Raw genomic sequence first — 25,185 nt, 5'->3', positions numbered from 1 at the left:
GCGGGGACCGGGCGGGGCGGGGGTCCAGCGGGGCGTGGCGCGGGGCCGGCCCGGTGGGCGGCCGTGTCCCGGCTGTGCGGGGTGCGTCGTGCCGTCGGGGCCGTGCGGCCGGGGCGGGGGCGCTCGGGTGGTCAGCCCGCCGCGAGGAGGACCGTGCCGGCCAGGGCGAGGCCGGCGCCCGCCGCCTGGACGCCGCGCAGCCGTTCCTTGAGCACGGCGAACGCCGCGAGGGCCGTGACCACCGGGTAGAGCGAGGAGAGCACGGCGGCCACCGTGACGGGACCGTGCTGCGCGGCGATCGAGTAGGTGCCGTTGGCCGCGACGTCCGCCAGGCCCACGAACGCCAGCGCGGGCAGCAGCCCCCACAGCACGCGCGGGCCGGTGCCCTCCGGCAGCGCCGGGACGCCGCGCCGGGTCCGCGCCCACAGGGCGGCACCGCCGACGGCGACGTTGGTGACCCGCTGGACGAGCAGCGCGAGGAACAGTCCGGTGACCGTCGTGGAGGCCTGGGAGATCAGGGCCATCACCGCGCCGAAGCCGAAGGCGGCGACCAGGGTCAGGACCACCGCCTGCCGCTGCACGGGCGCGCCGCGCAGCTCGGGGCCGCCCGCGAGGACGATGCCGACGACGGCCACCGCGATCCCGGCGAACTGGCCCGCCCCCGGCCGCTCGCCCAGCGCCAGCCCCACCCCGACCGGCACGACCACGCCGACGGAGCCCAGCGGCGAGACCACGCCCATCGGGCCCAGGGCGAGCGCCTTGTAGAAGCTGAGCATCGCCGCCGGCCCGACCAGGCCCGCCGCCACCGCGAACCACAGTTGCGGGCCGGCCTCGTGCCAGGCGCCGGTGGCGAGCACGACGGAGCCGAGTACGAGGACGGCGGCGATCTGCGAGACCACGACCACCGTGAGCGCCGGCAGGCGGCGCGTCAGCAGCCCGCCGCCGAAGTCGGCGAGGCCCCAGAGCAGGGCTGTGGCCAGGGCGAAGAGGGCGGTCATGGCAGGACCTCGCAGTACAGTGCGGTGAACGGTGGAGTGCAGCATCGAATACACCGCAGGTTAGTTCAGTCTGTTGAACTGTGTCATCCAAAATATTGGACGGAATGGTGTCGGATCTCGAACAGCTCACCCAGGCGCTCGCCCGCAACCTCAAGCGGTGGCGCGGGGAACGCGGATTCACCCTGGACGCGCTCGCGGCCCGCGCGGGGGTCAGCCGCGGCATGATCATCCAGATCGAGCAGGCCCGCACGAACCCGAGCGTCGGCACGACGGTCAAACTGGCCGACGCCCTCGGGGTGAGCATCACCACCCTGCTCGACCACGACCGCAGCCCACAGGTGCACGTGGTGCTCCCGGGACAGGGGGTCCGGATGTGGTCCGGAGAACCGGGCAGCGAGGCGCGGATGCTCCTGGGCGACGACCGCCGCGGCCCGGTGGAGATGTGGACCTACCGGCTGGAGCCCGGCGACGGCACCGCGTCCGACCCGCACCCGGCGGGGACGTTCGAGATGCTGCACGTCACGGCCGGGGAACTGACCCTCGAGATCGCCGACGACCGGCACGCGGTGCCCGCCGGCGGGGCCGTCTCCTTCGAGGCGAACGTCCCGCACGCCTACCGCAACGAGGGCGCGGTGGCGATGGAGATGACGATGGCCGTCTCGATCCCGCCGGTCCAGCGCGCGGACGGCCACCGCTGAGGGGGCGCTAGAGCGCCGGGATCTCGATGGCCGGGCAGCGGTCCATCACCATCTCCAGCCCGGCCTCCCGGGTCCGGGCGAAGGCGGCCTCGTCGATCACGTTCAGCTGGAACCAGACGGCCTCCGCCCCGGCGGCGACCGCCTCGTCCGCGACCTCACCGGCCAGCGCGCTGTTCACGAACACGTCCACCACGTCCACCTTGAAGGGGACGGCCTCCAGCGAGGGGTAGCCCGGCTCGCCGTGCACCGTCTCCGCCTTCGGGTGCACGGGCACGACGCGCTTCCCGAACCGCTGGAGCACCTTGGCCACGCCGTAGGCCGCCCGGTCCTCGTTGTTCGACAGCCCGACCACCGCCCAGGTGTCGCCGAGCTCGGTGAGGATCCTGCGGATGGTCTCCTGGTCGCCGTACACGCGCGCCGCCTCCTGCTGCTGCCTGCTCCGGCGGGTGCTCCCGCCGCTCCGAGGGATCAACGAAAAGGACACCTGTCCGATTCCCCGTAGGGTGGAGCGGTGAAGGCAGACCAGTACGAGACGGTGGCCCGTGAGGGGTCGCATGAGTCCGAGATCAACCGCTCGCGCTTCCTCTGCTCGCTCGCGCCCGCCGCGACCGAGCAGGAGGCGCAGGACTTCATCGCGCGCGTCCGCCGCGAGCACCCCACCGCCACGCACAACTGCTACGCCTACGTGATCGGCGCCGACGCCTCCGTCCAGAAGGCCAGTGACGACGGCGAGCCGGGCGGCACCGCCGGCGTGCCCATGCTGCAGATGCTGACCCGGCGCGACGTCCGCTACGCGGTGGCCGTCGTCACCCGGTACTACGGCGGCGTCAAACTCGGCGCGGGCGGACTGATCCGCGCCTACGGCGGGGTCGTCGGGGAGGCCCTCGACGCGCTCGGCACCGTCACCCGCCACCGCTACCGGCTGGCCACCGTCACGGTCGACCACCAGCGCGCCGGCAAGACGCAGAACGACCTGCGCTCCACCGGCCGCACCGTGCTGGACGTGCGCTACGGAGAGGCCGTCTCCATCGAGATCGGCCTCCCCGAGGCGGACGTGGAGTCCTTCCGGGCCTGGCTGAACGACGTCACCGCCGGGACCGCCGGGTTCGAGCTCGGCGGAGAGGCGTACGGCGAGGGCTGAGGCCCGGGCCGGCCGTCAGAGGCGGCCGGACAGCAGCCGGTCCGCGTGGCGCAGCGCGTACCGGCCGACCGCGTCGCCGAGCCGGGCGCCCGCCTCGTCGGCGGAGCGGCTGTGGATCCCCGAGTACACCCGGGCGTCCACGTTGTCCCGGGTGAGCTGCGCCCACCCCGTGTAGGCGCGGTGCACGCCCGGCGCGGTCGGGCTGGTCAGGTCGAAGGGCTCCGTCACCGGCCCGGCGAGGGCGTCGAGGACGGCCTGCGCGGCGCCCGCGTAGGTCGCGTGGCCGCTGGGATAGTCGGGGTGGGCCGGGGTGTTGTGCAGCGGGCGCCAGGCCGGGTCGGTGCCGATCGTGCCCGTGCGGATCGCCGTCACCGGACGCCAGCGCAGGTAGGTGTACTTGCCGTCGGAGGTCGCGATCTGGGTGTCGACGGACGCCGCGTGGAAGAGCGCGAGCAGCGCCGCCCGGTCGGCGGTCGAGCCGTGCGAGCGGGCCACCGCCACGCGCAGCGCATCGGTGTAGAGGGCCAGCGAACCGCTGTACCAGAAGTTCGCCGTCTCCGTCTGGTGCGCGGTGCGCACCGGACTGTCGGCCGCGCCGTACGCGCGCACCTCCTCCAGGTCGGCCCGGTAGCGGCCGGAGTCCAGCGCGGGCGGCGGGGCCGGCCGGAACTGGTCGGCGCGCTCCAGCAGGAAGGGCCTGGCCAGCCGGTTGCCGTACTGGATGGCGGGCGCGTAGCCGTCGGGTGTCGGCTGCCAGACCCCGGGGGCGGCCGGCGGTACGGGGAAGGGCGCGTTGGAGGAGGCCGGATCGAGGCCGTCCCCGGCCCGGGCGGCGAGCACCGCCCTGGCCTGGCGGGCTCCGGCGGCCACGCCCCGGTCTTCGGCCGGGCCGTCCGGGATGCCGGCGAGCGAGGAGGCCAGCGCCCGGTCGAGGTCGTCCTTGCGGGAAGGGGCGACGGCCGCCAGGACGTCGTGGACCGCGGAGGCGACGGCCGCGTCCTGGAACCGGCTCCGGGCCGGCCCGCCGCCGGGGGCCTCCCGGGCGGCGCGGGCGGCGGCGATCCAGCCGACCGCCCAGGTGCGGCTGTTGGTGATCTGCGTCGGCGCGGCCGTCGCCGCGACGGTCCTCGCGGTGGTGTCGTACCAGTCGAGGACCACGGAACCGGCGGCGGCCGGGTCCGGCCGCACGGGAGCGGCGGCCGAGGGCACGGCGGCGGTCAGCGCCAGCAGCGCCGCGCAGCCGGCGGCGAGCAGCACGGGCCGGGCCCGGGCCGGGCGGGGCGGGAGGGGTCCGGCGGGACGGGACACGGGGGTGCGGGAAGGTCGTGGGAGCGGCATGCGGCGAAGCTAGCCACCCGCCCGGACGGCGGACAAGCACGCGAAGCCGCCACCGGGGGCCCGCCACGGAGGTTTCGCACCGCCGCCACGGTCCCGTAACGGGCGGGCCCGCCCGGCGGCGGGACTTCCCCGGCTCGCGGCGCTCCGGCCTCGCGGTGTCCCGGCTCGCGGCGCTCCGGCACCGTCCGGCCCCGCCCGTGTGTGGGGCGGCCGTTCCGCACCGCGGCGGGATTTCCCCGGCGCGGGCACGGGGCGGGTGGGGGACGGGTTAGCCTGGACGGTCGGAGCGGGTCACGGAGGAGAGCAAGCGTGCGGGTCGGAGCGGTCGAGTGAAGTTCCTGCACACCTCCGACTGGCACCTCGGCCGGTCCTTCCACCGGGTGAACATGCTCGGGGCCCAGGCCGCCTTCGTCGACCACCTCGTCGAGACCGTGCGCGACCACGGGGTCGAGGCCGTCCTCGTCGCCGGGGACGTCTACGACCGGGCCGTGCCCCCGCTGCCCGCCGTCGAGCTCTACGACCGCGCCCTGCACCGGCTCGCCGACCTCGGCGTGCCCACCGTGATGATCTCCGGCAACCACGACTCCGCCCGCCGGCTCGGCGTCGGCGCCGGGCTGATCGGCCGGGCCGGGATCCACCTCAGGACCGACCCGGCGGGCTGCGCCGACCCCGTGCTGCTGGCCGACGCGCACGGCGACGTCGCCCTCTACGGGCTGCCGTACCTCGAACCGGCCCTGGTCAAGGACGAGTTCGCCGCGGAGAAGGTCAGCCACGAGGCCGTCCTCGGCGCCGCCATGGACCGGGTCCGCGCCGACCTGGCCGGCCGCCCCGAGGGCACCCGCTCCGTCGTCCTCGCGCACGCCTTCGTCACCGGCGGGCAGGCCAGCGACAGCGAACGCGACATCGCCGTCGGCGGGGTCGAGGCCGTCCCCGCCTCCGTCTTCGACGGGGTCGACTACGCGGCCCTCGGCCACCTCCACGGCTGCCAGACGATCAACGAACGGGTCCGCTACTCCGGTTCCCCGCTCGCCTACTCCTTCTCCGAGGCCGGCCACCGCAAGACCATGTGGCTCGTCGAACTCGGCCCCGCCGGGGAGATCACCGCCGAACGGCTCGACACCCCCGTCCCCCGCCCGCTGGCCCGGCTCCGCGGTCACCTGGAGGACCTCCTGGAGGACCCCGCGCACACCGGCAGCGAGGACAGCTGGGTCGAGGCCGTCCTCACCGACCCCGTCCGCCCCCAGGACCCCATGGCCCGGCTCACCGCCCGCTTCCCCCACACCCTCAGCCTCGCCTTCGAACCCGAGGGCCGCCAGGACGACGGCGCCGCCTCCTACGCCCAGCGCCTGCGCGGCCGCAGCGACCAGGAGATCGCCGAGGACTTCGTCGCCCACGTCCGTACCGGCGCCGCCGCCGACGAGGCCGAACGGGCCGTGCTGCGCGGCGCGTTCGAGGACGTACGGGCCGAGGACGGCCGTCTGGAGGCCGGCCGATGAGGCTGCACCGGCTCGAGGTCACCGCCTTCGGCCCCTTCGCCGCACCCCAGAGCATCGACTTCGACGCCCTCTCCGGCGCCGGGATCTTCCTGCTGCACGGCCCCACCGGCGCCGGCAAGACCTCCGTCCTCGACGCCGTCTGCTACGCCCTCTACGGCTCGGTGCCCGGCTCACGCCAGGCCCCCGGCACCACCCTGCGCAGCGACCACGCCGCCCCCGACACCCCGACCGAGGTCACCCTCGAACTCACCGTGGGCGGCCGTCGGCTGGAGATCACCCGCCGCCCCGAACAGGACCGCCCCAAGAAGCGCGGCACCGGCACCACCAAGGACAAGGCCCAGTCCTGGCTGCGCGAGCACACCGGCGACGGCTGGACCGCGCTCAGCCGCTCCCACCAGGAGATCGGCGAGGAGGTCGAACAGCTCCTCGGCATGAGCCGCGAGCAGTTCTGCCAGGTGGTCCTCCTCCCGCAGGGCGAGTTCGCCCAGTTCCTGCGGGCCGGCGCCGAAGCCCGCGGCCGGCTCCTCGGCCGCCTCTTCGACACCCGCCGCTTCGCCGCAGTCGAGACCCTGCTCGCCGAACGCCGCCGGGCCGCCGAGGCCAAGGTCCGGGCAGGCGACGAGAAGGTGCTCGCCGCCGCCCAGCGCCTCGCCCAGGCCGCCGGCGACAGCGCCGACCTGCGGGCCTGGCCCCTGCCCGGCCACCAGCCCGGCGACCCCGGCCTGGCCGGCGCCGTCCGCGCATGGGCGGCGGTCGCCCGCTGCTCCGCCCGCGAGCGGCTCACCGTCGCCGAGTACGCCCTGGCCGCCGCCGAGGGACGGCACGCCGCGGCCCGGCGCGCCGCCGAGGAGGCCCGGGAGCTCGACCGGCTCCAGCACCGCCACGCCGAGACCGCCCGCCGGGCCGACCTGCTGGCGCGGGCCGAGCCGGAGCGCGCCCGGGTGCGCGAGCTGCTGGACCGGGCCCGCCGCGGCGCCCTCGTGGCCCCCGCCCTGGAACTGCGCGGGGCCGCGGCCGGCGCCCAGCTCACCGCCGCGCACGCCGAGAGCCTCGCCCGGGCGGAGCTGCCCCCCGCCCTCGCCGGGGCCGGCGCCGAGCAGCTCGGCGCCGTCGAGCAGCGGCTGCGCGAGGACCTCGGCGCGGCCGGCGCCGCCCAGCGGGCGGAACAGCGCAGCGCCGAGATCGGCCGTGAGCGGGCCACGCTGGAGCGGGAGTCCCGTGACGCCGAGGAGCAGCACCAGGAGTCGGCCGAGTGGCTGGCCCGCTGGGAGGTCACCCGCGCCGCCCTGCTGGAGCGGGTCGACGCCGCCCAGCAGGCCCTCACCCTCGCCGAGCAGCTCGCCGGCCGGCTGGAGCCCGCCCGGGCGCAGCTGGCCGCCGCCCGGCGCCGCGACTCCCTCGCCGCCGACGCCGAAGCCGCCGCCGGGGAACTGGACTCCGTACGCGAGGAGTCGTTCGCCGCGAAGGAACGGTGGCTGGACCTCAAGGAGGCCCGGCTGCGCGGCATCGCCGCCGAGCTGGCCGCCGCCCTGACCGCCGGGGAGCCCTGCACGGTCTGCGGCTCGCCGGAGCACCCCGCGCCGGCCCGCCCCGCCCCCGGGCACGTGGACCGGGCCGCCGAGGACGCCGCCCACGCCCGCTACGAGCAGGCAGAGGAGCGCCGCACCGCCGTCGAACGCCGCCTCGCCGCCGTCCGGGAGGCCGAGGCCGAGGCGGCCCGCGCCGCCGGGGACGCCACCACCGCCGGACTCCTCGCCCTCACCGCCGACCTGGGCGAACGCCACGCCGCCGCCCACGCCGAGGCCGCCGGACTCCACACCGCCCGCGAACGCCTCGCCCGCGCCGAACGCGAGCACGAGGCACGCAGCTCCGACCGGCTGGAAGCCGAACGCCGTGCCGCCGCCCGGGCCTCCCGGCGCGAGGCCCTCGACCAGGAGCAGGCCGCACTCGAAGCCGAACTCGTCCTCGTCCGGGGCGACTCGCCCAGCGTCGCGGCCCGCGCCCGCACCCTGGAGGACCGCATCCGCATGGTCACCACGGCCGCCGCCGCCCTGCGCCGCGCCGAGGAGACCACGGCCCGGCTGAAGGAGGCCGACGACCGGCTCGCCGACGCCGCCTTCAAGGCCGGCTTCGACACCGTCGACGCCGCCGCGGACGCCGTGCTCCCCGAGTACGAGCGCACCGCCCTCCAGCACCGCCTGGACGCCTGGCAGGCCGAGGAGGCGATGCTCGCCGACCGCCGCGCCGAGGCGGACACCGCCGCGGCCGCCGCCCTGCCCCCGGCCGACCCGGCCGCCGCCGAGGCCGCCGCGGAACGGGCCGCCGCCCGGCTGCGCACCGCCGGCTCGGCCGTGGACGCCTCCCGGGTCCGCTGCGCCGAACTGGACCGCCTCTCCCGCCAGGCCGAGCAGGAACTGCGCGCCCTGGGCCCGCTGCGCGAGGCCTACGAGCGGGTGGCCCGCCTCGCCGGGCTCACCGCGGGCACCTCCGCCGACAACGAGCGCAAGATGCGGCTGGAGTCGTACGTCCTGGCCGCCCGGCTGGAGCAGGTCGCCGCCGCCGCGACCGTCCGCCTGCTGCGCATGTCCGGCGGCCGCTACACCCTCGTCCACTCCGACGCCCGGGCGAGCGGGCGCGGCCGCTCGGGCCTCGGGCTCCACGTGGTGGACTCCTGGACCGGCAGCGAACGCGACACCGCCACCCTCTCGGGCGGTGAGACCTTCTTCGCCTCGCTGGCCCTCGCCCTCGGACTGGCCGACGTGGTCACCGACGAGGCGGGCGGCATGCGCCTGGACACCCTCTTCATCGACGAGGGCTTCGGCAGCCTCGACGACCAGGCCCTGGACGAGGTCCTCGACGTCCTGGACTCGCTGCGCGAACGCGACCGCAGCGTGGGCATCGTCAGCCACGTCGGCGACCTGCGCACCCGGGTCCAGGCCCAGCTGGAGATCGTCAAGCAGCGCGGCGGCTCCGTGGTGCGCCACCGCACCGCCGGGGTCACGGACTGAGCGGCCGGCGCGCCAGCGGCGACGAGTACACGATGCTGGTCGTCACCGGGCCCAGGCCAGAGATCCGGCCCGTGACCTCCTCCAGGTGCGCCATCGAACGGGCGGCCACCTTGAGGACGAAGCAGTCGTCCCCCGTGACGTGATGGGCCTCCAGGATCTCCGGGGTCGCCTCCAGGAAGTCGTGGAACGGCTTGTAGTTGCCGTGCGGATAGCGCAGCCGCACCAGCGCCAGGATCGCCTTGCCGAGCTTCTCGTGGTCCACGACGGCCGTGTAGCCGGTGATGATCCCGGCCTCCTCCATCCGGCGGACCCGCTCGGTGACGGCGCTCGCCGACATCGACACGGCGCGGGCGAGGTCGGCGAAGCTGGCCCGGCCGTCCTGCTGGAGGGCGGCCAGGATGCGCCAGTCGGTGGCGTCGGGGGAATATCCGGTCATGGCGCAGGTCTAGCAGGGGATTCCCCGGCGGAACAAGGTGAAGGCCGGTGAATCCCACTTCCCGGGATGATCGGTGGTTCGTAGATTTTGAGCCATGACGACGACGCACACCACGACCGCCCCCGCCCCCGCCAACCCCGTGCTCCGGGTCCCTCCGGCCAGCCCGGCCGCGGCCGCCGCCTACTTCGCGGCCAGCCTCGCCTTCCACGCGGACGTGTCCGACGTCGCCGCGGCCTTCAAGGCCCACCGCGAGCAGGGCGCCGACCTCGGCTTCCAGCTGGTCGACTCCCGCTCCACCCCGTCCTGGGACCAGGCCCACGTGCCCGGCGCGATCCACCTGCCCACCGCGCTGATCCCCGAGCAGGCCGAGAAGCTCCTCGACAAGAGCGTCCCCGTGGTCACCTACTGCTGGGGCCCGGGCTGCAACGGCGGCACCCGCTCCGCCCTCGCCCTGGCCGAACTCGGCTTCCAGGTCAAGGAGATGCTCGGCGGCATCGAGTACTGGATCCGGGAGGGCTTCGAGGTCGAGACCTGGCAGGGCAGGGAACAGCGGGCCGAGGCCGACCCGCTGACCGCCCCGACCGACTCGGACGACTGCGGCTGCTGAACCGCCCCGCTCGTACGACGCCCGCCCGCCCCCCTCGTACGGGGGAGCGGGCGGCCGTCGGCGCGTGCGGGAGCGGTCAGAGCCGCGAGAGCTCGTCCACCAGGTCGTCCAGGCCCAGCGAACCCTGCGACAGCGCCGCCATGTGCCAGGCCTTCAAGTCGAAGGACTCCCCGCGCGCCGCGCGGGCGTTGTCCCGGCCCAGCAGCCAGGCGCGCTCGCCCAGCTTGTAGCCGATGGCCTGCCCCGGCATCGACAGGTAGCGGGTCACCTCGCTCTCGATGAAGTCCGCCGGCCGGCCGCTGTGCATCCCGAAGAACTCCTGCGCCAGGGCCACCGTCCAGCGCTCGCCCGGGTGGAACGGCGAGTCCGCCGGGATCTCCAGCCCCAGGTGCATGCCGATGTCCACGATCACGCGGGCGGCGCGCATCATCTGGCAGTCCAGGTAGCCCAGGCGCTGCTCGGCGTCCTTGAGGTAGCCCAGCTCGTCCATCAGGCGCTCCGCGTACAGCGCCCAGCCCTCGGCGTTGGCGCTGACGAGGCCGACGCTGGCCTGGTAGCGCGAGAGCTGGTCGGCCACGTGCGTCCACTGCGCCAGCTGGAGGTGGTGGCCGGGGACGCCCTCGTGGTACCAGGTGGAGACCAGGTCGTACACGGGGAAGCGGGTCTGGCCCATGGTGGGCAGCCAGGTGCGGCCCGGGCGGGAGAAGTCCTCCGACGGGTTGGTGTAGTACGGGGCCGCCGCGCCGCCCGAGGGGGCGATCTTGGACTCGACCCGCTTGACCCGCTCGGCGAGCTCGAAGTGGGTGCCGTCGAGGTTCTCGATGGCCTCGTCCATCAGGCCCTGCAGCCAGGCCTGGACCTCGTCCACGCCCTCGATGTGGGTGCCGTGCTCGTCCAGGTGGCGCAGCACGTTCCACGGGTTGGGCTCGTCCGGGAGGATCTTGGCCGACTCGGCCTTCATCTCCCCGAGCAGGCGGTGGTATTCGGCCCAGCCATAGGCGTACGCCTCGTCCAGGTCCAGGTCCGTGCCGTTGAAGTAGCGCGACCAGCGGGCGTAGCGCTCGCGGCCCACCGGGTCCGCGGCGTCGGCGACGGCCGGGGCGTACACGTCCCGCATCCAGTCCCGCAGCCCGACCACGGCCGCCGTCGCGGTGGCGGCCGCCGCGTCCAGCTCGGCGCGCAGGGACTCGGGTCCGGCGGAGGCGAACTCCCCGAAGAAGTCCCGCTCGCCGTCGCCGTCCTGGCCGGCCCAGGTGGTGAGCTGGCCGATGAAGGTGGCGGTGGGGCGGGGGCCGCCGAGCAGCCCGCGCTCCAGGCCGAGGGCGAGGCTCTCGCGGTAGCCGTCCAAGGCGGCCGGGACGGCGCGCAGCCGCTCGGCGATCGCGGTCCAGTCCTCCTCGGTGTCGGCGGGGGTGAGGGTGAAGACCTCGCGGACCTCGTGCGCCGGGGAGTGGATGTTGCTGACGGCGCGCAGGTCCTCGTCGGCCTCGTGGACGGCGAGCTCGGCGTTCAGCCGCTCGCGCAGCAGGCGGCCGCAGCGCCGTTCGGCGTCGGTGTCGGCGCCGGGCAGCCGCTCGGCCTCGTCGAGCCGCGCGAGGGTGTCGCGGGACAGCCGGGCGGCGGCGGCCCGGCCGGCGGGGGAGAAGTCCGGGAGGCTGCCGGAGCTGGCGGCGACACCGAGGTAGGTGCCGATGATCGGGTTGATGGCGATGAGTTCGTCGACGTAGGCATCGGCGACCTGGCGGGGCAGAAGGGCTGCGCTGTCGCTGTGGAGGGTCTCTGACATGCGGACATCTTCGTACGGAGGGCCCCCCTCCGTCATCACCATACGGGCTTGTTCTCCTGTCGGAGCACGGACTCCGCGCGCCTGCCGGCCCGGGCCCGCTCCAGCCGGGCCGTGATCACCAGGGTGCCCTCCTCGATCTGGTAGTCGAGGGGCAGGCCGAGACCGCGCATGGCCGCGACCATGCCGGTGTTGGAGGCCTGGGTGACGGCGTACACGCTGTCGGAGCCGGCCTCGACGGCCATCGCGAGGAGCCGGCGCAGCAGTTCCGAACCGATGCCCCGGCGCTGCCAGTCGTCCTCGATGAGCAGGGCGACCTCGGTCTCGTCCCCGTCCCACAGCAGGTGGCCCAGGGCGACGAGCCGGCCGGAGGCGGTGGTGGCGGCCAGGGTGCGGCCGAAGCGGGGGCTGAGCAGGTGGCCGAGGTAGCGGTCGGCGTCGGCGACGGGGCCGTGGTAGCGCAGGGCGAGGGTGCGCTCGCTGCACCGGTCGTGCATGGCGCGGGCGGCCGCGAGGTCGGAGCCGTCGGCGCGGCGGACGGTGATCTCGTTGCCCTCGGGGAGGGTCAGCACGTCCTGGCTGCGCGGCACGCGGGGGCCCAGGCGGGCGTCGAGCTCGACCAGGGCGCGGGCGCGGGCGAACTCGGTGGGGGTGAAGGGCAGATAGGGGCGCTCCACGGTGATCGCGCCGCCCGACGGGTCGCGCAGCCGCATCACCGTGGCCTCCAGGACGCCCTCCACGGGGGCGTCGCCGCCCGCGTTGGGGCGGCCGGAGAGGGTGGTGGCGGGCACCGACTGGATGGTGCACCGGCCGAGCAGCTGGCGCAGGGCGAGGGGGAGTTCGGCGGCGTCCAGTGCGGTGCGGGTGGCCAGGCCCAGGACCCGGGTGGGGGTGTCCACCAGGTCGTGGGCGTCGGCGCGTTCGATCCAGGTGCCGCGGCCGCCCGCCCGGGCGACGGCCCGGGTCAGGTCGGCGGTGGCCAGTTCCCGCGGGGCGCGCAGCAGGAACTCGTCGACCGTGCCGCCCTCGGGGAGGGGGTGGGTCTGCAGGGTCAGGATGTCCACGCGGGCCCGGGCCAGGGCCGTGCACAGCGAGGCGAGGCTGCCGGGTTCGTCGCGCACGGTCGTCCGCATCCGCCACAGTGCGCCGGTCGTGGTGGGTGCGTCGGTGGCCGGGGACTCCTGCGGGGGCTCCTGCGCGGCGGGCGCGGGCGGACCGGAGGACGGCGCGCCGCCGGGCGGGGGCGCATGGCTGTGCCGGCGGGCCCACCAGGTGTGGAAGGCCGCCGTGACCAGGAGCGCGACGGCCGAGGCGACCAGCAGGAGCGGGCCGCTCGGGCCGTGCGCGACGAGGTTGGCGATGCCGTCGGCGACCGCGACGGCGCAGAAGAGGGCGGCGAGTTCGACGAGGTCCCGGCGCCAGTGGTGGCGGTGGGGACGCGGGGCGCGGGAGTCAGGGGTACGGTCAGTCATGCACCCCACTCTGGCGGCCGGGTGTTGCGTGATCGCGAACGGTCTGTGACCGACTGGTTAAGTGTCGATCTGGCCGGTTTCTCCCGGTTTTCCTGGCGGTTTCAGCTGCGCTGCCGGGGCCGGGCCGGTGGCTGGAGGAGACCCGCGGTGTTCACGACTGGCCCACGCGGCCCGGCTGGAGCACCCGGGTGAAGAGTACGCCGCCTCCCTGGCGCCGCAGCCGCACGGTGAGTTCCCCGCTGCCGCCGTCGATCTCGACCTCGCCGTAGTACGGGGGGTTCTCCGCCGGGGACATGTTCGCGACCGGCGCCGACTGCACGTACGCGGTCCGCGGCCCGAAGGTGGGGTCCAGCCTGCCGGCCGGGAAGCCGCCCGCGCCGATGGGCCCGGAGACGAACTCCCAGAACGGGGCGAAGTCGGAGAACGCCGCGCGCTCGGGGGCGTAGTGGTTGGCGGCGGTGTAGTGGACGTCGGCGGTGAGCCAGAGGGTGCCCGTGATGTGCTGGTGCTTGATGTGGCGCAGGAGGTCGGCGATCTGGAGTTCGCGCCCGAGCGGGGCCCCCGGGTCGCCCTGCGCCACGGCCTCGAAGTCCGTCGCCCCGTCCGGCACCACGATGCCCAGCGGCATGTCGGCGGCGATCACCTTCCAGGTCGCCCGGGAGCGGGAGAGCTCCCGCTTGAGCCAGGCCAGCTGCTCGGTGCCGAGGATGCCGACCGGGTCGTCGGTCTGGCGGCCGGGGGAGTTGGCGTCGCGGTAGGTGCGCATGTCGAGCACGAACACGTCCAGCAGCGGCCCGTGCCGCAGCACCCGGTACATCCGGCCCTCCGCGCGCCCGCCCCGCAGGTCGGTCACGGGGAAGTACTCGCCGAAGGCCTGGCGGGCGTGGGCGGCGAGGGTGTCGACGTCCTTGACGGTGTAGCGCGGGTCGTCGAGCAGCTGGCCCGGGTACCAGTTGTTGCGCACCTCATGGTCGTCCCACTGGGCCAGGACCGGGACCTGGGCGTAGAACTCGCGCAGGTTGTGATCGAGCAGGTTGTAGCGGAAGTTCCCGCGGTACTCGTCGAGGGTCTCGGCGACCTTGGCCTTCTCCTCGGTGGTGACGTTGTGCCAGACGCGGCCGTCGGGCAGGGGCACGGCCGCCTTGAGCGGCCCGTCGGCGTAGATGGTGTCGCCGCTGAAGAGGAAGAAGTCGGGGTCGCGCAGCCGCATCTCGTCGAAGACGCGGTATCCGCCCAGCTCCGGGTTGATGCCCCAGCCCTGGCCCGCCAGGTCCCCGGACCACAGGAAGCGCACGTTCTGGCGGCGGGAGACGGGGGTGGTGCGGAAGCTGCCGCGCACCGGTTCGCTGCAGCGGCGGGGGTCGTCCGGGTCGGTGAGCACGACGCGGTAGTGGAGCCGGCGGCCGGGAGGGAGGTCGCGCAGGGTGGTGGTGCCCGTGAAGTCGGTGGCCGGGCCGAGGAAGGGCCCGTCGTGGCGTCGGACACCGTAACGGAACGACTCGCTCGGGGAGGTCTCGACGTACATCCGCGCCGGCCGGTCGGAGCGCGTCCACACCGTGGCCGAGTGCGCGGTGATCTCCCCGGACTGGACGCCCCAGAGGGCGGCCGGGCGGCCGGAGCGGGTGAAGGCGGGGACCCGGGGCGAGGCGGCCAGCGCGGGTGCGGCGAACGCCGTGGACAGGGCCAGGCCCACGGGGACGGCGAGCGACCCGCCGAGCAGGGACCGTCGGGTGTGCGGCATCGAGGCCATGGGTGCGTCTCCAGGGACGGCTGGGGGGATGGCCGGACCAGTGTGCCGTCGCACACCAGACCGGCCGAGTCGCCCACGCGAACCGTGGATGAACACCCGTCAGCCGATCATGACCGGCCCCGGTTCCCCGGTCAGGCCCCGACGCGGGCGCCGCCGCCGGCGCCGGAGGCCGTGTCCTGCCTCGTGCCCGTGTCCGTGCCCGTGTCCGCCGCGCCCTCGTGCGCCGTGTCGCCGATGACCCGGGCGACCAGCGCCGGGTCGTCGTTCATCGGGACGTGCCCGCAACCGGGCAGCCGCACCAGCCGGGCCCCGGGGATCGTCCGCTTGGCGCGCGGGCCCTGGCGGGGGAACAGCAGCCGGTCGCGGGAGCCCCAGGCGATCGTCACGGGCAGACCGGGCAGGTCGTGGGTGAAGCGGACCGGGCCGCCCGCGGCCAGCGTCGGCCCGAAGCCGGGGGCTCCCCGCAGGGCCAGGGTCTCGGCGACCACGGCCTCCGGCGCGCGCCGGCCGGGCCGGGCGTAGATGCTGCCGGTGAGCGCGGCGCGGCCGGCGGCGCTCCGGGCGATCCGCTCCAGGGCGGCGGTGGGCAGGGACCGGGCGCCGGCGCGCATCGCGTGCAGGACGGAGAAGGCGTAGACCCGCTCGGCGTCCGACCAGAAGCCGGCGGGGGAGAGGGCGGTGACGGAACGGACGAGGCCGAGGCGCCCCATCTCGAGGGCGAGCAGCCCGCCGAGGGAGTTCCCCGCGACGTGCGGACGCTCGACGCCGAGCGCGGCGCAGAGCGCGCCGAGCGCCGTGGCAACGGTGGCGAGGTCGTACGGGACACCCGGCGGCAGGGGCTCGGAGGCGCCGAAGCCGGGCAGGTCGACGGCGATGACGTCGTACTCGGACGACAGGATCCCGGAGACCGGCTGCCAGGCCTGCAGGTGGTGGCCGATGCCGTGCAGCAGAAGGAGGGGCTCACCCGTCCCCTCGCGCTCGTACGTGACGGTGGCGGTGCGGGGACCCGGGGGCGAATCGATCGTGAAGGAGACGGTGGCGGTCATGCTGCTCCTCGTCGGGGTGGGACGGGCCGTCGGAGATGACCGCCCCATCATTACCGTCGGGTAGCCGCTCAGGTGCACCCTTCGTGAAACATGCAGGGGCCACGAACATCCCGTGAACGTCTTGCTACGTATGCCCGATCTGCCCGGCAGGCTGGCGAGGATTGGTCTTGACCAAGGGGGTGCGCCGTCCTATCGTCGCAGGGATAGTGCAGGAACCTTTAATAAACAAAGGCGCGGAACTGCGGCGCGGAACTGCCGCCGGAACCGCCGCCGGACAACGGTGACGGCGGCGAACGCAGGAGGAGTCAGGGTGGGGACCACGCAGCTCGAATCGGTACCGGAGCCGAAGTACTGGCACCTCAAGACCGTGCTCAGCGAAGCGCTGGACCGGGACTTCGCGGTCGGCGAGGTCCTGCCCAACGAGCGTGAGCTGGCCGCACGCTTCGGAGTCGCCCGCGCCACCCTGCGGCAGGCCCTGGAGCAGCTCGAACTCGAAGGCCGCCTGCAGCGCCGCCGAGGTGTCGGTACGACCGTCGCCCCGCCGCGCGTGGGCGTGGCCGTCGGCAGCACGGGTCAGGGCTGGCCCGGCGAGGAGGCCGACGGCTGGGAGGCCGTCGACGCCGTCGAGGCCGCTCCGGCCGCCGCGGTCCTCGCGCTGCTGGGCACCGACGAGGGCGCCGCCGTCCACACGGTGCGCCGGACCCGCGTCACCCAGGGCCAGGCCGTCGCGGCCGAACTGCTCTACGTGCCCGCCGCCTCCGTGCCCGGGCTCTCCGCCATCGACGCCCCGGCCGGACCCGCGCGGGCGCGCGCCGTCCTGCGGGAACTCCAGCGGCTCGCGCTGGACGGGCAGGACCGCTCGGTCGAGCTGGGCTCCGCCCGCGCCGACGACGCCAAGGAGCTGGACCGGCTGCCGGGCGCCCCGGTACTCGTCGTCACCACCCGTTACTTCACGGCGGAGGGCACGGCAGCCGTCTCGGTGGCCACCTACCGCGCCGACACCTGCCGCCTCACCTTCGGCGACTCGGGCATGGAGATCACGGAAACCCGCGCGGCCTCCTGACGCGGCAGAGCCACGCACGGCCCCGCCGGCGTTCGAGGCTGGGGGCACCTCCCGGCGGTAGCTGGGGAAACGGTGAAAGGGCGGGGCGGGGAGACGGCTCCGCGCAGCGGCAGGAGCCGCCGAGCGGAACCAACACCCGCCCCCCCCGACGGAGTCACCTGGCGGTGACGGTCCGCTCCACCGCGAACAGCTCCCGCTCCACATGGTCCAGCGCGAGCCGCAACGCCCCCGTGGCCACGGCGGCCTCACCCAGCATCGACAACGCCACCCGCGGCGGTCGCAGGCAATACCGCTCCAGCTCCCGCCGCAACGGTTCGAGCACCCCGTCCAGCCCGGCGGCCCACCCGCCGACCACCACCAGCTCGGGATCCATCGCCAGCACCAGCGCCGCCACGTCGTGCACCAGCCGCTGGAGGAACCGTTCCACCGCGGCCACCGCCCGCTCGTCGCCCCGCTTGGCCATCGCGAAGACCTCGGCGACGGCCGGCTCGTCCAGCGGATGCAGCGGCTCGCCCGTCGTCGACAGCAGCCGCTCCGGGGTGGCTTCCCGTCCCAGCAGGTGCAGTGCGCCGATCTCGCCCGCCGCGCCACCGAAGCCGCGGTGGAGCCGGCCGCCGATCAGGGAGCCCGCGCCCGGGCTGAGACCGGCCATCACGAACACCATGTCGTCGGAGTCCCGCGCCGCGCCCTTCCAGTGTTCGGCGACGGCCGCCGCATTGGCGTCGTTCTCCACCCGGACCGGACAGCGGAACGAGCGCCGCAGCCGCTCCCCGAGGGGCAGCCCGGTCCAGCCGGGCAGGGCCGTACCGAGGCGGACCGTGCCGTCGGCCTCCACGATGCCCGGACTGCCGACCCCCACCGCCCGCAGCGAGTCGCGCGGAATGCCGGCCCGGCGCAGCAGATCGGCCACCGCCGCCCTGACGCGCTCCAGCCGCTCGTCGGCCGAAGCCGTCTCGGCCACGTCCTTCGTCCCGGCTCCGATCACCCGGCCGTCGAGGCCGGACAGCAGTACCGCGACCCGGTGCGAGCCGATCTCGATGCCCAGCAGGTGGCCGGCCTCGGCCCGGAACCGGAACCGTCTCGCCGGACGTCCCTGCCGCCGCGCGCCCTCCTCCGCGTCGGCCTCGACCACCAGGCCGGCACCCATCAGGCCCTCCACCACCCCCTCGACCGTCGGCCGGGAGAGCCCGGTCACCCGGGTGAGGTCGGTGAGCGTCGGCGCTTCGGCGGCGCGCAGCGCGCGCAGCACCACGGCCGAATTGATCCGCCTGAGCAGAGAGGGATCCCCGCCGGTCAGCTGCCCCAACGTGTGTCCTCCCAGCTAGCGGCCCTGTCAGCCGGATCGTACTGCGCCTCCGGCGTCGCGGCGAGAAGCGGCCCCCTCACGCCGGCGAGACGAACCCGGACTCGTACGCGGTGATCACCGCCTGGGTGCGGTCACGCGCCCCCAGCTTGCCCAGGATGGCGCTGACGTGCGACTTGACCGTCTCCGTGCCGACGATCAGCTCGCGGGCGATCTCCACGTTGGTCAGCCCGCGGGCCATCAGCCGCAGGACCGCCTCCTCCCGCTCGGTCAGTGCCGCCCGCTCCAGGACGGCGCGGGCCTGCCGGTTGCCGTACTCGGCGGCGAGGGACCGCACGGCCGCCGGGAACAGCAGGGTCTCCCCCTCCGCCACCAGCCGCACCGCGTGCACGATCTCCGCCGGCCGGGCCCGCTTCAGCAGGAACCCGTCGGCCCCCGCGCGCAGCGCCTGGTAGACGTACTCGTCGTTCTCGAAGGTCGTCACCACGATGATCTTCGGGGGTGAGTCCACCGACCGCAGGACCGCCCGGGTCGCCTCGATCCCGTCGAGCAGCGGCATCCGCACGTCCATCGCCACCACGTCCGGGCGCAGTCGGCGCACGAGGGGGATGACGGACGCCCCGTCCGCCGCCTCACCCACCACCTCGATGTCGGGCTGGGAGTCCAGGACCGCGCGCAGGCCCGCGCGCACCAGGGGTTCGTCGTCGACGAGCAGTACGGTAACCGGCATCCGGTCAGCGTATTCGCTCCAGCGGAAGCCTCGCGCGTACCCGCCAGCCGCCCTCGTGGGGGCCGGTTTCGGCTTCGCCGCCGAGCAGTGACGCCCGCTCCCGCATCCCGCGCAGCCCGCTTCCCCCGCCCAGGCTGACGGAGGGGCGCTCCGGCAGCGGGTTCGTCACCTCCAGCTCAAGCCGGCCCTCGGCCATCTCGACCCGCACACGGACCGGCACGGGACCGCAATGCCGCAGCACGTTCGTGAGCGCCTCCTGCAGGATCCGGTACCCCTCCCGGGTGACGGGACCGGGCAACTCGTCCAGCGCGCCGGACAGTTCGGCCTCCACCGGGGCCCCCGAGGCGCGGGCCGACTCCAGCAGCCGGTCCGCCTCGGCCAGGGTCGGCCGCTGCGATGCCGGCCGCGCCGATTCCCGCAGCACCAGCAGCACCCGCTCCAGGTCCTCCAGCGCGGCCCGGCCGGTCTCCTCGATCGCGCTCAGCGCGCGGTCGGTGAACTCCGGGTCGCCGGCGGCCCGCGCGGCCCCCGCCTGCACCACCGCCACCGTCAGCGCGTGGCCGATGGAGTCGTGCAGCTCCCGCGCGATCCGGGTCCGCTCCAACAGCTGTTCCGTGCGCGCCTCCAGCGCGCTGAGGCGCTCGGCGGCCGAGGGGCCCAGCAGCCGGTGGGCGATCGCCGTGATCAGCTCACCCAGCAGCACGACGAGCACGATCAGCACGACCAGCGGCACCGGCGCCAGCAGGGCGGCGGCCCAGGGCGGCGGAACGACCGGCACCATCGGGTCGGCGTTCAGCGGACGCCCGAGGGCGAGAGAGATCAGCTCGACGGACACCATCGGCAGGCTCACGGTGGCGAACATCGCCGCCCCGGACACCACCAGCCGTATCTCCAACCACAGCACGGTCCGCCACCGGTCCGCCCAACGCGCCGAAACGGCGGTGCTGATGCCGCCCTCCCCGGCCTCCCGCTCCTCGGGGGTCAGCAGGAACTGCGCCTGGAGCCCCTCGGCCAGCCGCACCCACGGCACGAAGCCGAAAGGTATGACGATCAGCAGGGGCATCCACGGCCAGCGCGGATTGATGAACATCCACAGGGCGAGCAGCAGCAGCGGGACGCACAGGTGCAGCCAGCGCGAGTACGTCACCGGCCGCAGCGGTGCGCGGAGTAGTCGGTCCATGCCTTCATCGTGTCAGGGGGTCCACCGGGAGCGTCTCCCCCACGTGGGGGAGACGGCACCCCCGCACGGGGGAGGAGCGAGGGGTGGCCGGGCGGTGAATCTGGAGCCATGAACCGCATCGAGATCCGCGAACTGACCAAGGACCACGGCACCCGACGGGTCGTGGACCACCTCACCTTCGACGTCCTGCCGGGGAAGGTCACCGGCTTCCTGGGGCCCAACGGAGCCGGCAAGTCCACCACCCTGCGCATGATCCTCGGCCTGGACCGGCCCACCGCCGGCAGCGCGACCATCGGCGGCAGCCGGTTCACCGCCCTCGACCGGCCCCTCCGCCGGGTGGGCGCTCTGCTCGACCCCCAGGCCGCCCACGGCGGGCGGAGGGCCCGCGACCACCTGCTGGCGCTCGCCGTCAGCAACGGCATCCCGGCCGCCCGGGTGGACGCGGTCCTGGAGCAGACCGGCATCGCGGCGGTCGCCCGGCGCCGCGTCGGCACCTTCTCACTGGGCATGCGCCAGCGCCTGGGCATAGCCGCCGCCCTGCTGGGCGACCCGGCGGTCCTGCTGCTGGACGAGCCGACCAACGGCCTCGACCCGGAGGGGATCATCTGGATCCGTGAACTGATGCGCTCCCTCGCCGCAGAGGGGCGCACGGTGTTCGTCTCCAGCCATCTGATGGCCGAGTCCGCCTCCTTCGTGGACCACCTCGTCGTCCTGGGGCAGGGCCGGCTGCTCGCCGACACCCCGCTCGGCGCCTTCCTCGACGCCCGCAGCACGCCCAGGGTCCGGCTGCGGACGGCTGATCCGGCCCGGATGGAAGCCGCCCTGGCCCGCTCCGGTCTGACGATGACCGCCGCGGGGGAGGGCCGCTGGAGCGTCGACGGCATCTTGGCCGAGCGGCTCGGCGCCCTCGCCGCCGAGGAAGGCATCCCCCTGCTGGAACTCTCCGACGAGCGCACTTCCCTGGAGGAGGCCTACCTCGAACTCACCGCCGACCGCACGTCGTTCTCCGCCACCGCCGCCTGAAACCGAGAGGAGTCACAGCCGTGATCACCGCCGCCCTGCCCACCGTTCCCGTCCTGCGATCGGAGTGGATCAAGATACGGTCCGCCCGAGCCGTCCTCGGCTCACTCCTCGCCGTCTTCGCCGCCACCGCCGGTGTCACGGTCCTCACCGCGGCGGCGATAGGCACCTCGGAGCCGGGGGCCCTCGGTGAGGACCGTCTGTCCGGAGCCTTCTTCGGCGTCAACCTCGGCCAGGCGGCGGCCGTCGCTTTCGGCGCCACCGCCTTCGCCGCCGAATTCCGGGGCGGCGCCCTGCGCGTCTCCCTGACGGCCGTGCCCAACCGGACCCGGCTGTACCTGTCCAAGGCCGCCGCGGTGGCGGTGCTCTCCTTCCTCGTCGGACAGCTCACCGGCCTCGTCACGTTCGTCGCCGGCCAGGCCTTCATGGGGCGGTACGCCCTCGCCCTGGGGGACCCCGGGACGCTGCGGGCCGTCTTCGGGAGCGGGGTCTACCTGATGCTGATCGCCCTGTTCTCCGCGGGCCTGACCGCCCTGGTGCGCAGCGGCACCCTGGTGATGGGCCTGCTCATACCCTTCCTGCTGGTCGTGCCCTTCGTGGTGGGCCAGGTCCTGGACGGGGCCGGGCAGTTCATGCCGGACCGGGCCGGGCAGCTGGTGATGCGGGCCCAGGCGGAGGGGGCGCTCGGCCCCTGGAGCGGCCTCGGGGTGATGGCGCTGTGGGCCCTCGCCGCCCTGGCCGGCGGATGGCTGGCGGTGCGGCGCCGGGACGCCTGAGCCGGGCGGTGTGACGCAGGGCCAGTTGTCAGTGGTCCCCGGGATACTGACGGCATGACCACGGCAGAGCACCTCGACACGATCGACCGGCTCCGGGCCACGGCCTTCCCGACCGCGCCGGAGGGGGGCCCGGGGCAAGGTGGCGGCCCGGGGTACCTCCTGGTCACGCTCAGCCGGACCCGGGAGTTCTGGGACGACGACGGGTCCGGCCGGAAGGAGGCCGCCGACCAGATCGGCGCCGAGTACGGGGCACTGGTCCTGGCCCTGACCGACCGGTGGGGCGAGCCGCAGGTCTTCGCCGTGGACTCCCTGCTGGACCGGGAGTTCGCCGGGGAGGAGATACCGGAGCCCTGGAGCGAGGTCTGCAACACCACGGGTCATGTGCACCTGTGGCGGGTCGGGGAGCGGTGGCTGGTCGTGTACGTCGCGCAGTGGGACAAGGAGTTCCCCTACCTGCTGATGGCGGCGGCCACAGTGACCGACCCGCCCTAGGTGCCTTCCGCGGCCTCGCGGAGGCGGGCGAACTCCTCGGCCATGGTGGCGGCGGTCCAGTGGGCGTTAAGACCGCTGGGGTTGGGCAGGGCCCAGATTCGGGTGGTGCCGATGGTGCGCTCCTGGGGGCCGATGACGGCCTTCGGCTCGTGGAAGGCGGTGCGGTAGGCGGTGATGCCGACCACGGCCAGCCACTGGGGGCGCAGCCGCTCCACCTTCGCCGTCAGGAGCCGGCCGCCCTCACGGAACTCCTCGGCGCTCAACTCGTCGGCGCGGGCCGTGGCCCGGGCGACGACGTTGGTGATGCCCAGGCGGTAGGTGAGCAGTTCCTCCTGCTCGGCCGGGGCCAGGAGGCGGGGGGTGAAGCCGGACAGGTGCAGGACCGGCCAGAACCGGTTGCCGGGGCGGGCGAAGTGGTGGCCCGTCGCGGCGGAGAGGAGGCCCGGATTGATACCGCAGAACAGCACACGCAGACCGCCCGCGACCACGTCCGGGAGGACGCGGTCGCGGGCGGCTTCGAGCTCGTCGGGGGTCAGAGGATCGACCCGGGGGCGTAACCGGCGGCTTCCGGGTGCTCCTTGGCGATGGCCTCGATGCGGGAGACCACGCTCGCGACCTGGTCGCCCGCGGCGCCCGTGAAGGACAGCTTGTCGGCCATCAGGGCGTCCAGCTGCGCGCGGTCCAGCGGCATCCGGTCGTCGGCCGCGAGCTTGTCGAGGAGCTCGTTGCGCTCGGCGCCCTGCTCGCGCATGGCCAGGGCGGAGGCGACGGCGTGCTCCTTGATGACCTCGTGCGCGGCCTCGCGGCCCACACCGGCGCGGACCGCGCCCATCAGCACCTTGGTGGTCGCGAGGAACGGCAGGTAGCGGTCCAGCTCGCGGGCCACGACGGCGGGGAAGGCGCCGAACTCGTCGAGGACCGTCAGGAAGGTCTCCAGCAGGCCGTCGAAGGCGAAGAAGGCGTCCGGCAGGGCCACCCGGCGGACCACGGAGCAGGAGACGTCGCCCTCGTTCCACTGGTCGCCGGCCAGCTCGCCCGTCATCGAGGCGTAGCCGCGCAGGATGACCATCAGGCCGTTCACGCGCTCGCAGGAGCGGGTGTTCATCTTGTGCGGCATCGCGGAGGAGCCGACCTGACCGGGCTTGAAGCCCTCGGTGACCAGCTCGTGGCCGGCCATCAGGCGGATCGTCTTGGCGATCGACGACGGGGCGGCGGCCAGCTGCACCAGAGCGGTGACCACGTCGTAGTCGAGGGAGCGGGGGTAGACCTGGCCGACCGAGGTGAAGGCCTGGGAGAAGCCGAGGTGGGCGGCGATGCGCTGCTCCAGGTCGGCCAGCTTGGCGGCGTCCCCGCCGAGCAGGTCGAGCATGTCCTGGGCGGTGCCGACCGGGCCCTTGATCCCGCGCAGCGGGTAGCGCTCCAGCAGGTTCTCCAGGCGGTCGTAGGCGACCAGCAGCTCGTCGGCGGCGGTCGCGAAGCGCTTGCCGAGGGTGGTGGCCTGCGCGGCGACGTTGTGGGAGCGGCCGGCCATGACCAGCTCGGCGTGCTCGCCGGCGAGCTTGCCGAGGCGGGCGAGGACGGCGACGGTGCGGTCGCGGGCGAGCTCCAGCGAGAGCCGGATCTGCAGCTGCTCGACGTTCTCGGTGAGGTCGCGGGAGGTCATGCCCTTGTGGACGTGCTCGTGGCCGGCGAGGGCGTTGAACTCCTCGATCCGGGCCTTCACGTCGTGGCGGGTGACCTTCTCGCGCTCGGCGATGGAGGCGAGGTCGACGGTCTCCAGGACGCGCTCGTAGTCGGCGAGGGCGGCGTCCGGGACCTCGATGCCGAGGTCCTTCTGGGCGCGCAGGACGGCGAGCCACAGCCGCCGCTCCAGCGTCACCTTGTACTCGGGGGACCACAGGACGGCGAGCTCCGCGGAGGCGTAGCGGCCGGCCAGGACATTGGGGATGCGGGGCTTGGCTGTCACGTGTAGGGATTCTACTGGGGCTCGAGCTGTGCGTTTACGCAGGTGGGGACACCGCCCGCAATTGTGGCTTGCTACAAGGGCGGCCGGGTTCCGTATGGCAGAAGCTCCGGGCGCTTCGCGGGGCGGCCGTCGCCCGAGGAGCGGCCCGTCAGCCGGCGGCCGATCCAGGGCAGCAGGTGCTGCTTCGCGAAGCGCAGGTCCTCGGTGCGCCGCACGCCCCAGCCCGCGGCGGAAGCGGCCGGCAGGGCCGCCGTCCAGTCCTCCTCGGCGGGCAGTCCCAGGGCCTGCCAGACGGCCTCCGCCACCCGGCGGTGCCCCTCGGCCGTCAGGTGCAGCCGGTCGGCGTCCCACAGGCGCGGGTCCCCGAGCACCGGTGCCCCGTACAGGTCCACCAGCAGCGCCCCGTGGCGTGCGGCGAGCTCCTCGAGGATGCCGAAGAGTTCCTCCATGCGCGGCCGGAAGCGCTCCATCACCGGACCGTGCCGACCCGGCGAGCGCATCAGGACCAGCCGCCCGCAGGAGGGGGCCAGCAGCTCCACCGCGGCCTCCAGATGCCCCCGGACCCGACCCATGTCCACCTTCGGCCGCAGGGCGTCGTTCAGGCCGCCGACCAGGGTGACCACGTCCGCGCCCATCGCCGCGGCGACGGGCGCCTGGTCCTCGGCGATCTGCCCGATCAGCTTCCCGCGCACCGCGAGGTTGGCGTAGCGGAAGCCCGGCTCGCGGGCCGCCAGCCGGGCGGCGAGGAGGTCGGCCCAGCCCCGGTAGGAGCCGTCCGGGAGCAGGTCGGACATGCCCTCGGTGAAGGAGTCGCCGACCGCGACGAAACTGGTGTAAGACACATTCATCCCCATGGCGCTGCGATGCTACCGCGCGGTACCC

At 74.6% G+C, this 25,185-nt stretch carries 23 protein-coding genes; 9 read left to right on the top strand and 14 right to left on the bottom strand.

Annotated features, from left to right (window positions below; translation table 11 throughout):
* Positions 1 to 131: 131 nt before the first annotated feature.
* On the bottom strand, positions 132 to 998 hold the full coding sequence (locus ACFVXK_RS25240) for an EamA family transporter (RefSeq protein ID WP_389615295.1): 867 nt from the start codon (positions 996 to 998) through the stop codon (positions 132 to 134).
* Positions 999 to 1,105: 107 nt separating this feature from the next.
* On the opposite strand from ACFVXK_RS25240, the gene ACFVXK_RS25235 reads away from it, so the two are divergent.
* Positions 1,106 to 1,696, top strand: coding sequence for a helix-turn-helix domain-containing protein (locus ACFVXK_RS25235; RefSeq protein WP_389615301.1), 591 nt, complete (start codon positions 1,106 to 1,108; stop codon positions 1,694 to 1,696).
* 7 nt (positions 1,697 to 1,703) lie between these two features.
* On the opposite strand, the gene ACFVXK_RS25230 is transcribed toward ACFVXK_RS25235, so the two are convergent.
* Positions 1,704 to 2,108 carry a CoA-binding protein gene (locus tag ACFVXK_RS25230; protein ID WP_389615293.1) on the bottom strand — a complete coding sequence of 135 codons (405 nt, stop codon included), beginning with the start codon at positions 2,106 to 2,108 and terminating at the stop codon, positions 1,704 to 1,706.
* Positions 2,109 to 2,207: 99 nt separating this feature from the next.
* Here ACFVXK_RS25230 and ACFVXK_RS25225 point away from each other — a divergent pair, with 99 nt between their 5' ends.
* Positions 2,208 to 2,837: a YigZ family protein gene (locus ACFVXK_RS25225; RefSeq protein ID WP_389615291.1), complete on the top strand. Its 630-nt coding sequence runs from the start codon at positions 2,208 to 2,210 to the stop codon at positions 2,835 to 2,837.
* A 15-nt stretch (positions 2,838 to 2,852) separates the two neighbouring features.
* On the opposite strand, the gene ACFVXK_RS25220 is transcribed toward ACFVXK_RS25225, so the two are convergent.
* Complete coding sequence (locus ACFVXK_RS25220; protein ID WP_389615290.1) at positions 2,853 to 4,175, bottom strand: vanadium-dependent haloperoxidase; 1,323 nt, start codon at positions 4,173 to 4,175, stop codon at positions 2,853 to 2,855.
* A gap of 329 nt (positions 4,176 to 4,504) precedes the next feature.
* Here ACFVXK_RS25220 and ACFVXK_RS25215 point away from each other — a divergent pair, with 329 nt between their 5' ends.
* On the top strand, positions 4,505 to 5,671 hold the full coding sequence (locus tag ACFVXK_RS25215) for an exonuclease SbcCD subunit D (RefSeq protein WP_389615288.1): 1,167 nt from the start codon (positions 4,505 to 4,507) through the stop codon (positions 5,669 to 5,671).
* Complete coding sequence (locus ACFVXK_RS25210; protein WP_389615286.1) at positions 5,668 to 8,679, top strand: AAA family ATPase; 3,012 nt, start codon at positions 5,668 to 5,670, stop codon at positions 8,677 to 8,679. Before ACFVXK_RS25215 ends, ACFVXK_RS25210 begins: the two co-directional genes overlap by 4 nt.
* Here the strand turns inward: ACFVXK_RS25210 and ACFVXK_RS25205 are convergent.
* On the bottom strand, positions 8,669 to 9,115 hold the full coding sequence (locus ACFVXK_RS25205; protein WP_389615284.1) for an Lrp/AsnC family transcriptional regulator: 447 nt from the start codon (positions 9,113 to 9,115) through the stop codon (positions 8,669 to 8,671). The two genes, ACFVXK_RS25210 and ACFVXK_RS25205, sit on opposite strands and share 11 nt — an antisense overlap.
* A 94-nt stretch (positions 9,116 to 9,209) precedes the next feature.
* Between ACFVXK_RS25205 and ACFVXK_RS25200 the strand changes: the two genes are divergently transcribed.
* Positions 9,210 to 9,722 (top strand): rhodanese-like domain-containing protein, encoded by a 513-nt coding sequence (locus tag ACFVXK_RS25200; RefSeq protein ID WP_389615282.1) that lies wholly within the window; start codon positions 9,210 to 9,212, stop codon positions 9,720 to 9,722.
* A 76-nt stretch (positions 9,723 to 9,798) separates the two neighbouring features.
* On the opposite strand, the gene ACFVXK_RS25195 is transcribed toward ACFVXK_RS25200, so the two are convergent.
* From ACFVXK_RS25195 to ACFVXK_RS25180, 4 genes are all read right to left on the bottom strand, one after another.
* Positions 9,799 to 11,508: a DUF885 domain-containing protein gene (locus ACFVXK_RS25195; RefSeq protein WP_389615280.1), complete on the bottom strand. Its 1,710-nt coding sequence runs from the start codon at positions 11,506 to 11,508 to the stop codon at positions 9,799 to 9,801.
* A gap of 35 nt (positions 11,509 to 11,543) precedes the next feature.
* Complete coding sequence (locus ACFVXK_RS25190; protein ID WP_389615278.1) at positions 11,544 to 12,977, bottom strand: GNAT family N-acetyltransferase; 1,434 nt, start codon at positions 12,975 to 12,977, stop codon at positions 11,544 to 11,546.
* Between the two features lie 151 nt (positions 12,978 to 13,128).
* Positions 13,129 to 14,727 (bottom strand): alkaline phosphatase D family protein, encoded by a 1,599-nt coding sequence (locus tag ACFVXK_RS25185; RefSeq protein WP_389615276.1) that lies wholly within the window; start codon positions 14,725 to 14,727, stop codon positions 13,129 to 13,131.
* Between the two features lie 131 nt (positions 14,728 to 14,858).
* Positions 14,859 to 15,773 carry an alpha/beta fold hydrolase gene (locus tag ACFVXK_RS25180; RefSeq protein WP_389615274.1) on the bottom strand — a complete coding sequence of 305 codons (915 nt, stop codon included), beginning with the start codon at positions 15,771 to 15,773 and terminating at the stop codon, positions 14,859 to 14,861.
* 310 nt (positions 15,774 to 16,083) lie between these two features.
* Between ACFVXK_RS25180 and ACFVXK_RS25175 the strand changes: the two genes are divergently transcribed.
* Positions 16,084 to 16,836 (top strand): GntR family transcriptional regulator, encoded by a 753-nt coding sequence (locus ACFVXK_RS25175; protein ID WP_389615272.1) that lies wholly within the window; start codon positions 16,084 to 16,086, stop codon positions 16,834 to 16,836.
* 154 nt (positions 16,837 to 16,990) lie between these two features.
* Here ACFVXK_RS25175 and ACFVXK_RS25170 read toward each other — a convergent pair whose 3' ends face one another.
* The 3 genes from ACFVXK_RS25170 to ACFVXK_RS25160 form a co-directional block, all read right to left on the bottom strand.
* Positions 16,991 to 18,142 (bottom strand): ROK family transcriptional regulator, encoded by a 1,152-nt coding sequence (locus ACFVXK_RS25170; protein WP_389615270.1) that lies wholly within the window; start codon positions 18,140 to 18,142, stop codon positions 16,991 to 16,993.
* A gap of 76 nt (positions 18,143 to 18,218) precedes the next feature.
* A complete protein-coding gene (locus ACFVXK_RS25165) occupies positions 18,219 to 18,869 on the bottom strand; it encodes a response regulator (RefSeq protein ID WP_389615268.1) in 651 nt (216 codons plus the stop codon).
* 4 nt (positions 18,870 to 18,873) lie between these two features.
* Entirely contained in the window at positions 18,874 to 20,049 is a 1,176-nt protein-coding gene (locus ACFVXK_RS25160; RefSeq protein ID WP_389615266.1) for a sensor histidine kinase, read from the bottom strand.
* Positions 20,050 to 20,157: 108 nt separating this feature from the next.
* Between ACFVXK_RS25160 and ACFVXK_RS25155 the strand changes: the two genes are divergently transcribed.
* The 3 genes from ACFVXK_RS25155 to ACFVXK_RS25145 are packed head-to-tail and all read left to right on the top strand — an operon-like array spanning position 20,158 to position 22,337.
* Positions 20,158 to 21,072 carry an ATP-binding cassette domain-containing protein gene (locus ACFVXK_RS25155; protein ID WP_389615264.1) on the top strand — a complete coding sequence of 305 codons (915 nt, stop codon included), beginning with the start codon at positions 20,158 to 20,160 and terminating at the stop codon, positions 21,070 to 21,072.
* Between the two features lie 23 nt (positions 21,073 to 21,095).
* Positions 21,096 to 21,845, top strand: a complete 750-nt coding sequence (locus tag ACFVXK_RS25150) for an ABC transporter permease (RefSeq protein ID WP_389615299.1) — start codon at positions 21,096 to 21,098, stop codon at positions 21,843 to 21,845.
* 54 nt (positions 21,846 to 21,899) lie between these two features.
* A complete protein-coding gene (locus ACFVXK_RS25145; RefSeq protein WP_389615262.1) occupies positions 21,900 to 22,337 on the top strand; it encodes a hypothetical protein in 438 nt (145 codons plus the stop codon).
* On the opposite strand, the gene mug is transcribed toward ACFVXK_RS25145, so the two are convergent.
* The 3 genes from mug to ACFVXK_RS25130 all read right to left on the bottom strand — a co-directional run bounded on the left by mug (position 22,334) and on the right by ACFVXK_RS25130 (position 25,157).
* Positions 22,334 to 22,873, bottom strand: a complete 540-nt coding sequence (mug, locus tag ACFVXK_RS25140; protein WP_389615297.1) for a G/U mismatch-specific DNA glycosylase — start codon at positions 22,871 to 22,873, stop codon at positions 22,334 to 22,336. The two genes, ACFVXK_RS25145 and mug, sit on opposite strands and share 4 nt — an antisense overlap.
* On the bottom strand, positions 22,870 to 24,303 hold the full coding sequence (purB, locus tag ACFVXK_RS25135; protein WP_389615260.1) for an adenylosuccinate lyase: 1,434 nt from the start codon (positions 24,301 to 24,303) through the stop codon (positions 22,870 to 22,872). The genes mug and purB overlap by 4 nt, the downstream gene beginning before the upstream one ends.
* A 71-nt stretch (positions 24,304 to 24,374) precedes the next feature.
* Positions 24,375 to 25,157, bottom strand: a complete 783-nt coding sequence (locus ACFVXK_RS25130) for an SGNH/GDSL hydrolase family protein (RefSeq protein ID WP_389615258.1) — start codon at positions 25,155 to 25,157, stop codon at positions 24,375 to 24,377.
* Between the last annotated feature and the right edge of the window lie 28 nt (positions 25,158 to 25,185).

Source organism: Streptomyces sp. NPDC058157 (assembly GCF_042884105.1).
Lineage (GTDB): Bacteria > Actinomycetota > Actinomycetes > Streptomycetales > Streptomycetaceae > Streptomyces.
Note: the sequence above shows the minus strand (reverse complement) of the source record. Positions and strands in the feature narration are given on the sequence as shown.

Coding starts and splice junctions, on each gene's coding strand:
- ACFVXK_RS25240 (WP_389615295.1), bottom strand. CDS start 998: ATGACCGCCCTCTTCGCCCTGGCCACAGCCCTGCTCTGGGGCCTCGCC.
- ACFVXK_RS25220 (WP_389615290.1), bottom strand. CDS start 4,175: ATGCCGCTCCCACGACCTTCCCGCACCCCCGTGTCCCGTCCCGCCGGA.
- ACFVXK_RS25210 (WP_389615286.1), top strand. CDS start 5,668: ATGAGGCTGCACCGGCTCGAGGTCACCGCCTTCGGCCCCTTCGCCGCA.
- ACFVXK_RS25205 (WP_389615284.1), bottom strand. CDS start 9,115: ATGACCGGATATTCCCCCGACGCCACCGACTGGCGCATCCTGGCCGCC.
- ACFVXK_RS25200 (WP_389615282.1), top strand. CDS start 9,210: ATGACGACGACGCACACCACGACCGCCCCCGCCCCCGCCAACCCCGTG.
- ACFVXK_RS25195 (WP_389615280.1), bottom strand. CDS start 11,508: ATGTCAGAGACCCTCCACAGCGACAGCGCAGCCCTTCTGCCCCGCCAG.
- ACFVXK_RS25190 (WP_389615278.1), bottom strand. CDS start 12,977: ATGACTGACCGTACCCCTGACTCCCGCGCCCCGCGTCCCCACCGCCAC.
- ACFVXK_RS25185 (WP_389615276.1), bottom strand. CDS start 14,727: ATGGCCTCGATGCCGCACACCCGACGGTCCCTGCTCGGCGGGTCGCTC.
- ACFVXK_RS25180 (WP_389615274.1), bottom strand. CDS start 15,773: ATGACCGCCACCGTCTCCTTCACGATCGATTCGCCCCCGGGTCCCCGC.
- ACFVXK_RS25165 (WP_389615268.1), bottom strand. CDS start 18,869: ATGCCGGTTACCGTACTGCTCGTCGACGACGAACCCCTGGTGCGCGCG.
- ACFVXK_RS25160 (WP_389615266.1), bottom strand. CDS start 20,049: ATGGACCGACTACTCCGCGCACCGCTGCGGCCGGTGACGTACTCGCGC.
- ACFVXK_RS25155 (WP_389615264.1), top strand. CDS start 20,158: ATGAACCGCATCGAGATCCGCGAACTGACCAAGGACCACGGCACCCGA.
- ACFVXK_RS25145 (WP_389615262.1), top strand. CDS start 21,900: ATGACCACGGCAGAGCACCTCGACACGATCGACCGGCTCCGGGCCACG.
- ACFVXK_RS25130 (WP_389615258.1), bottom strand. CDS start 25,157: ATGGGGATGAATGTGTCTTACACCAGTTTCGTCGCGGTCGGCGACTCC.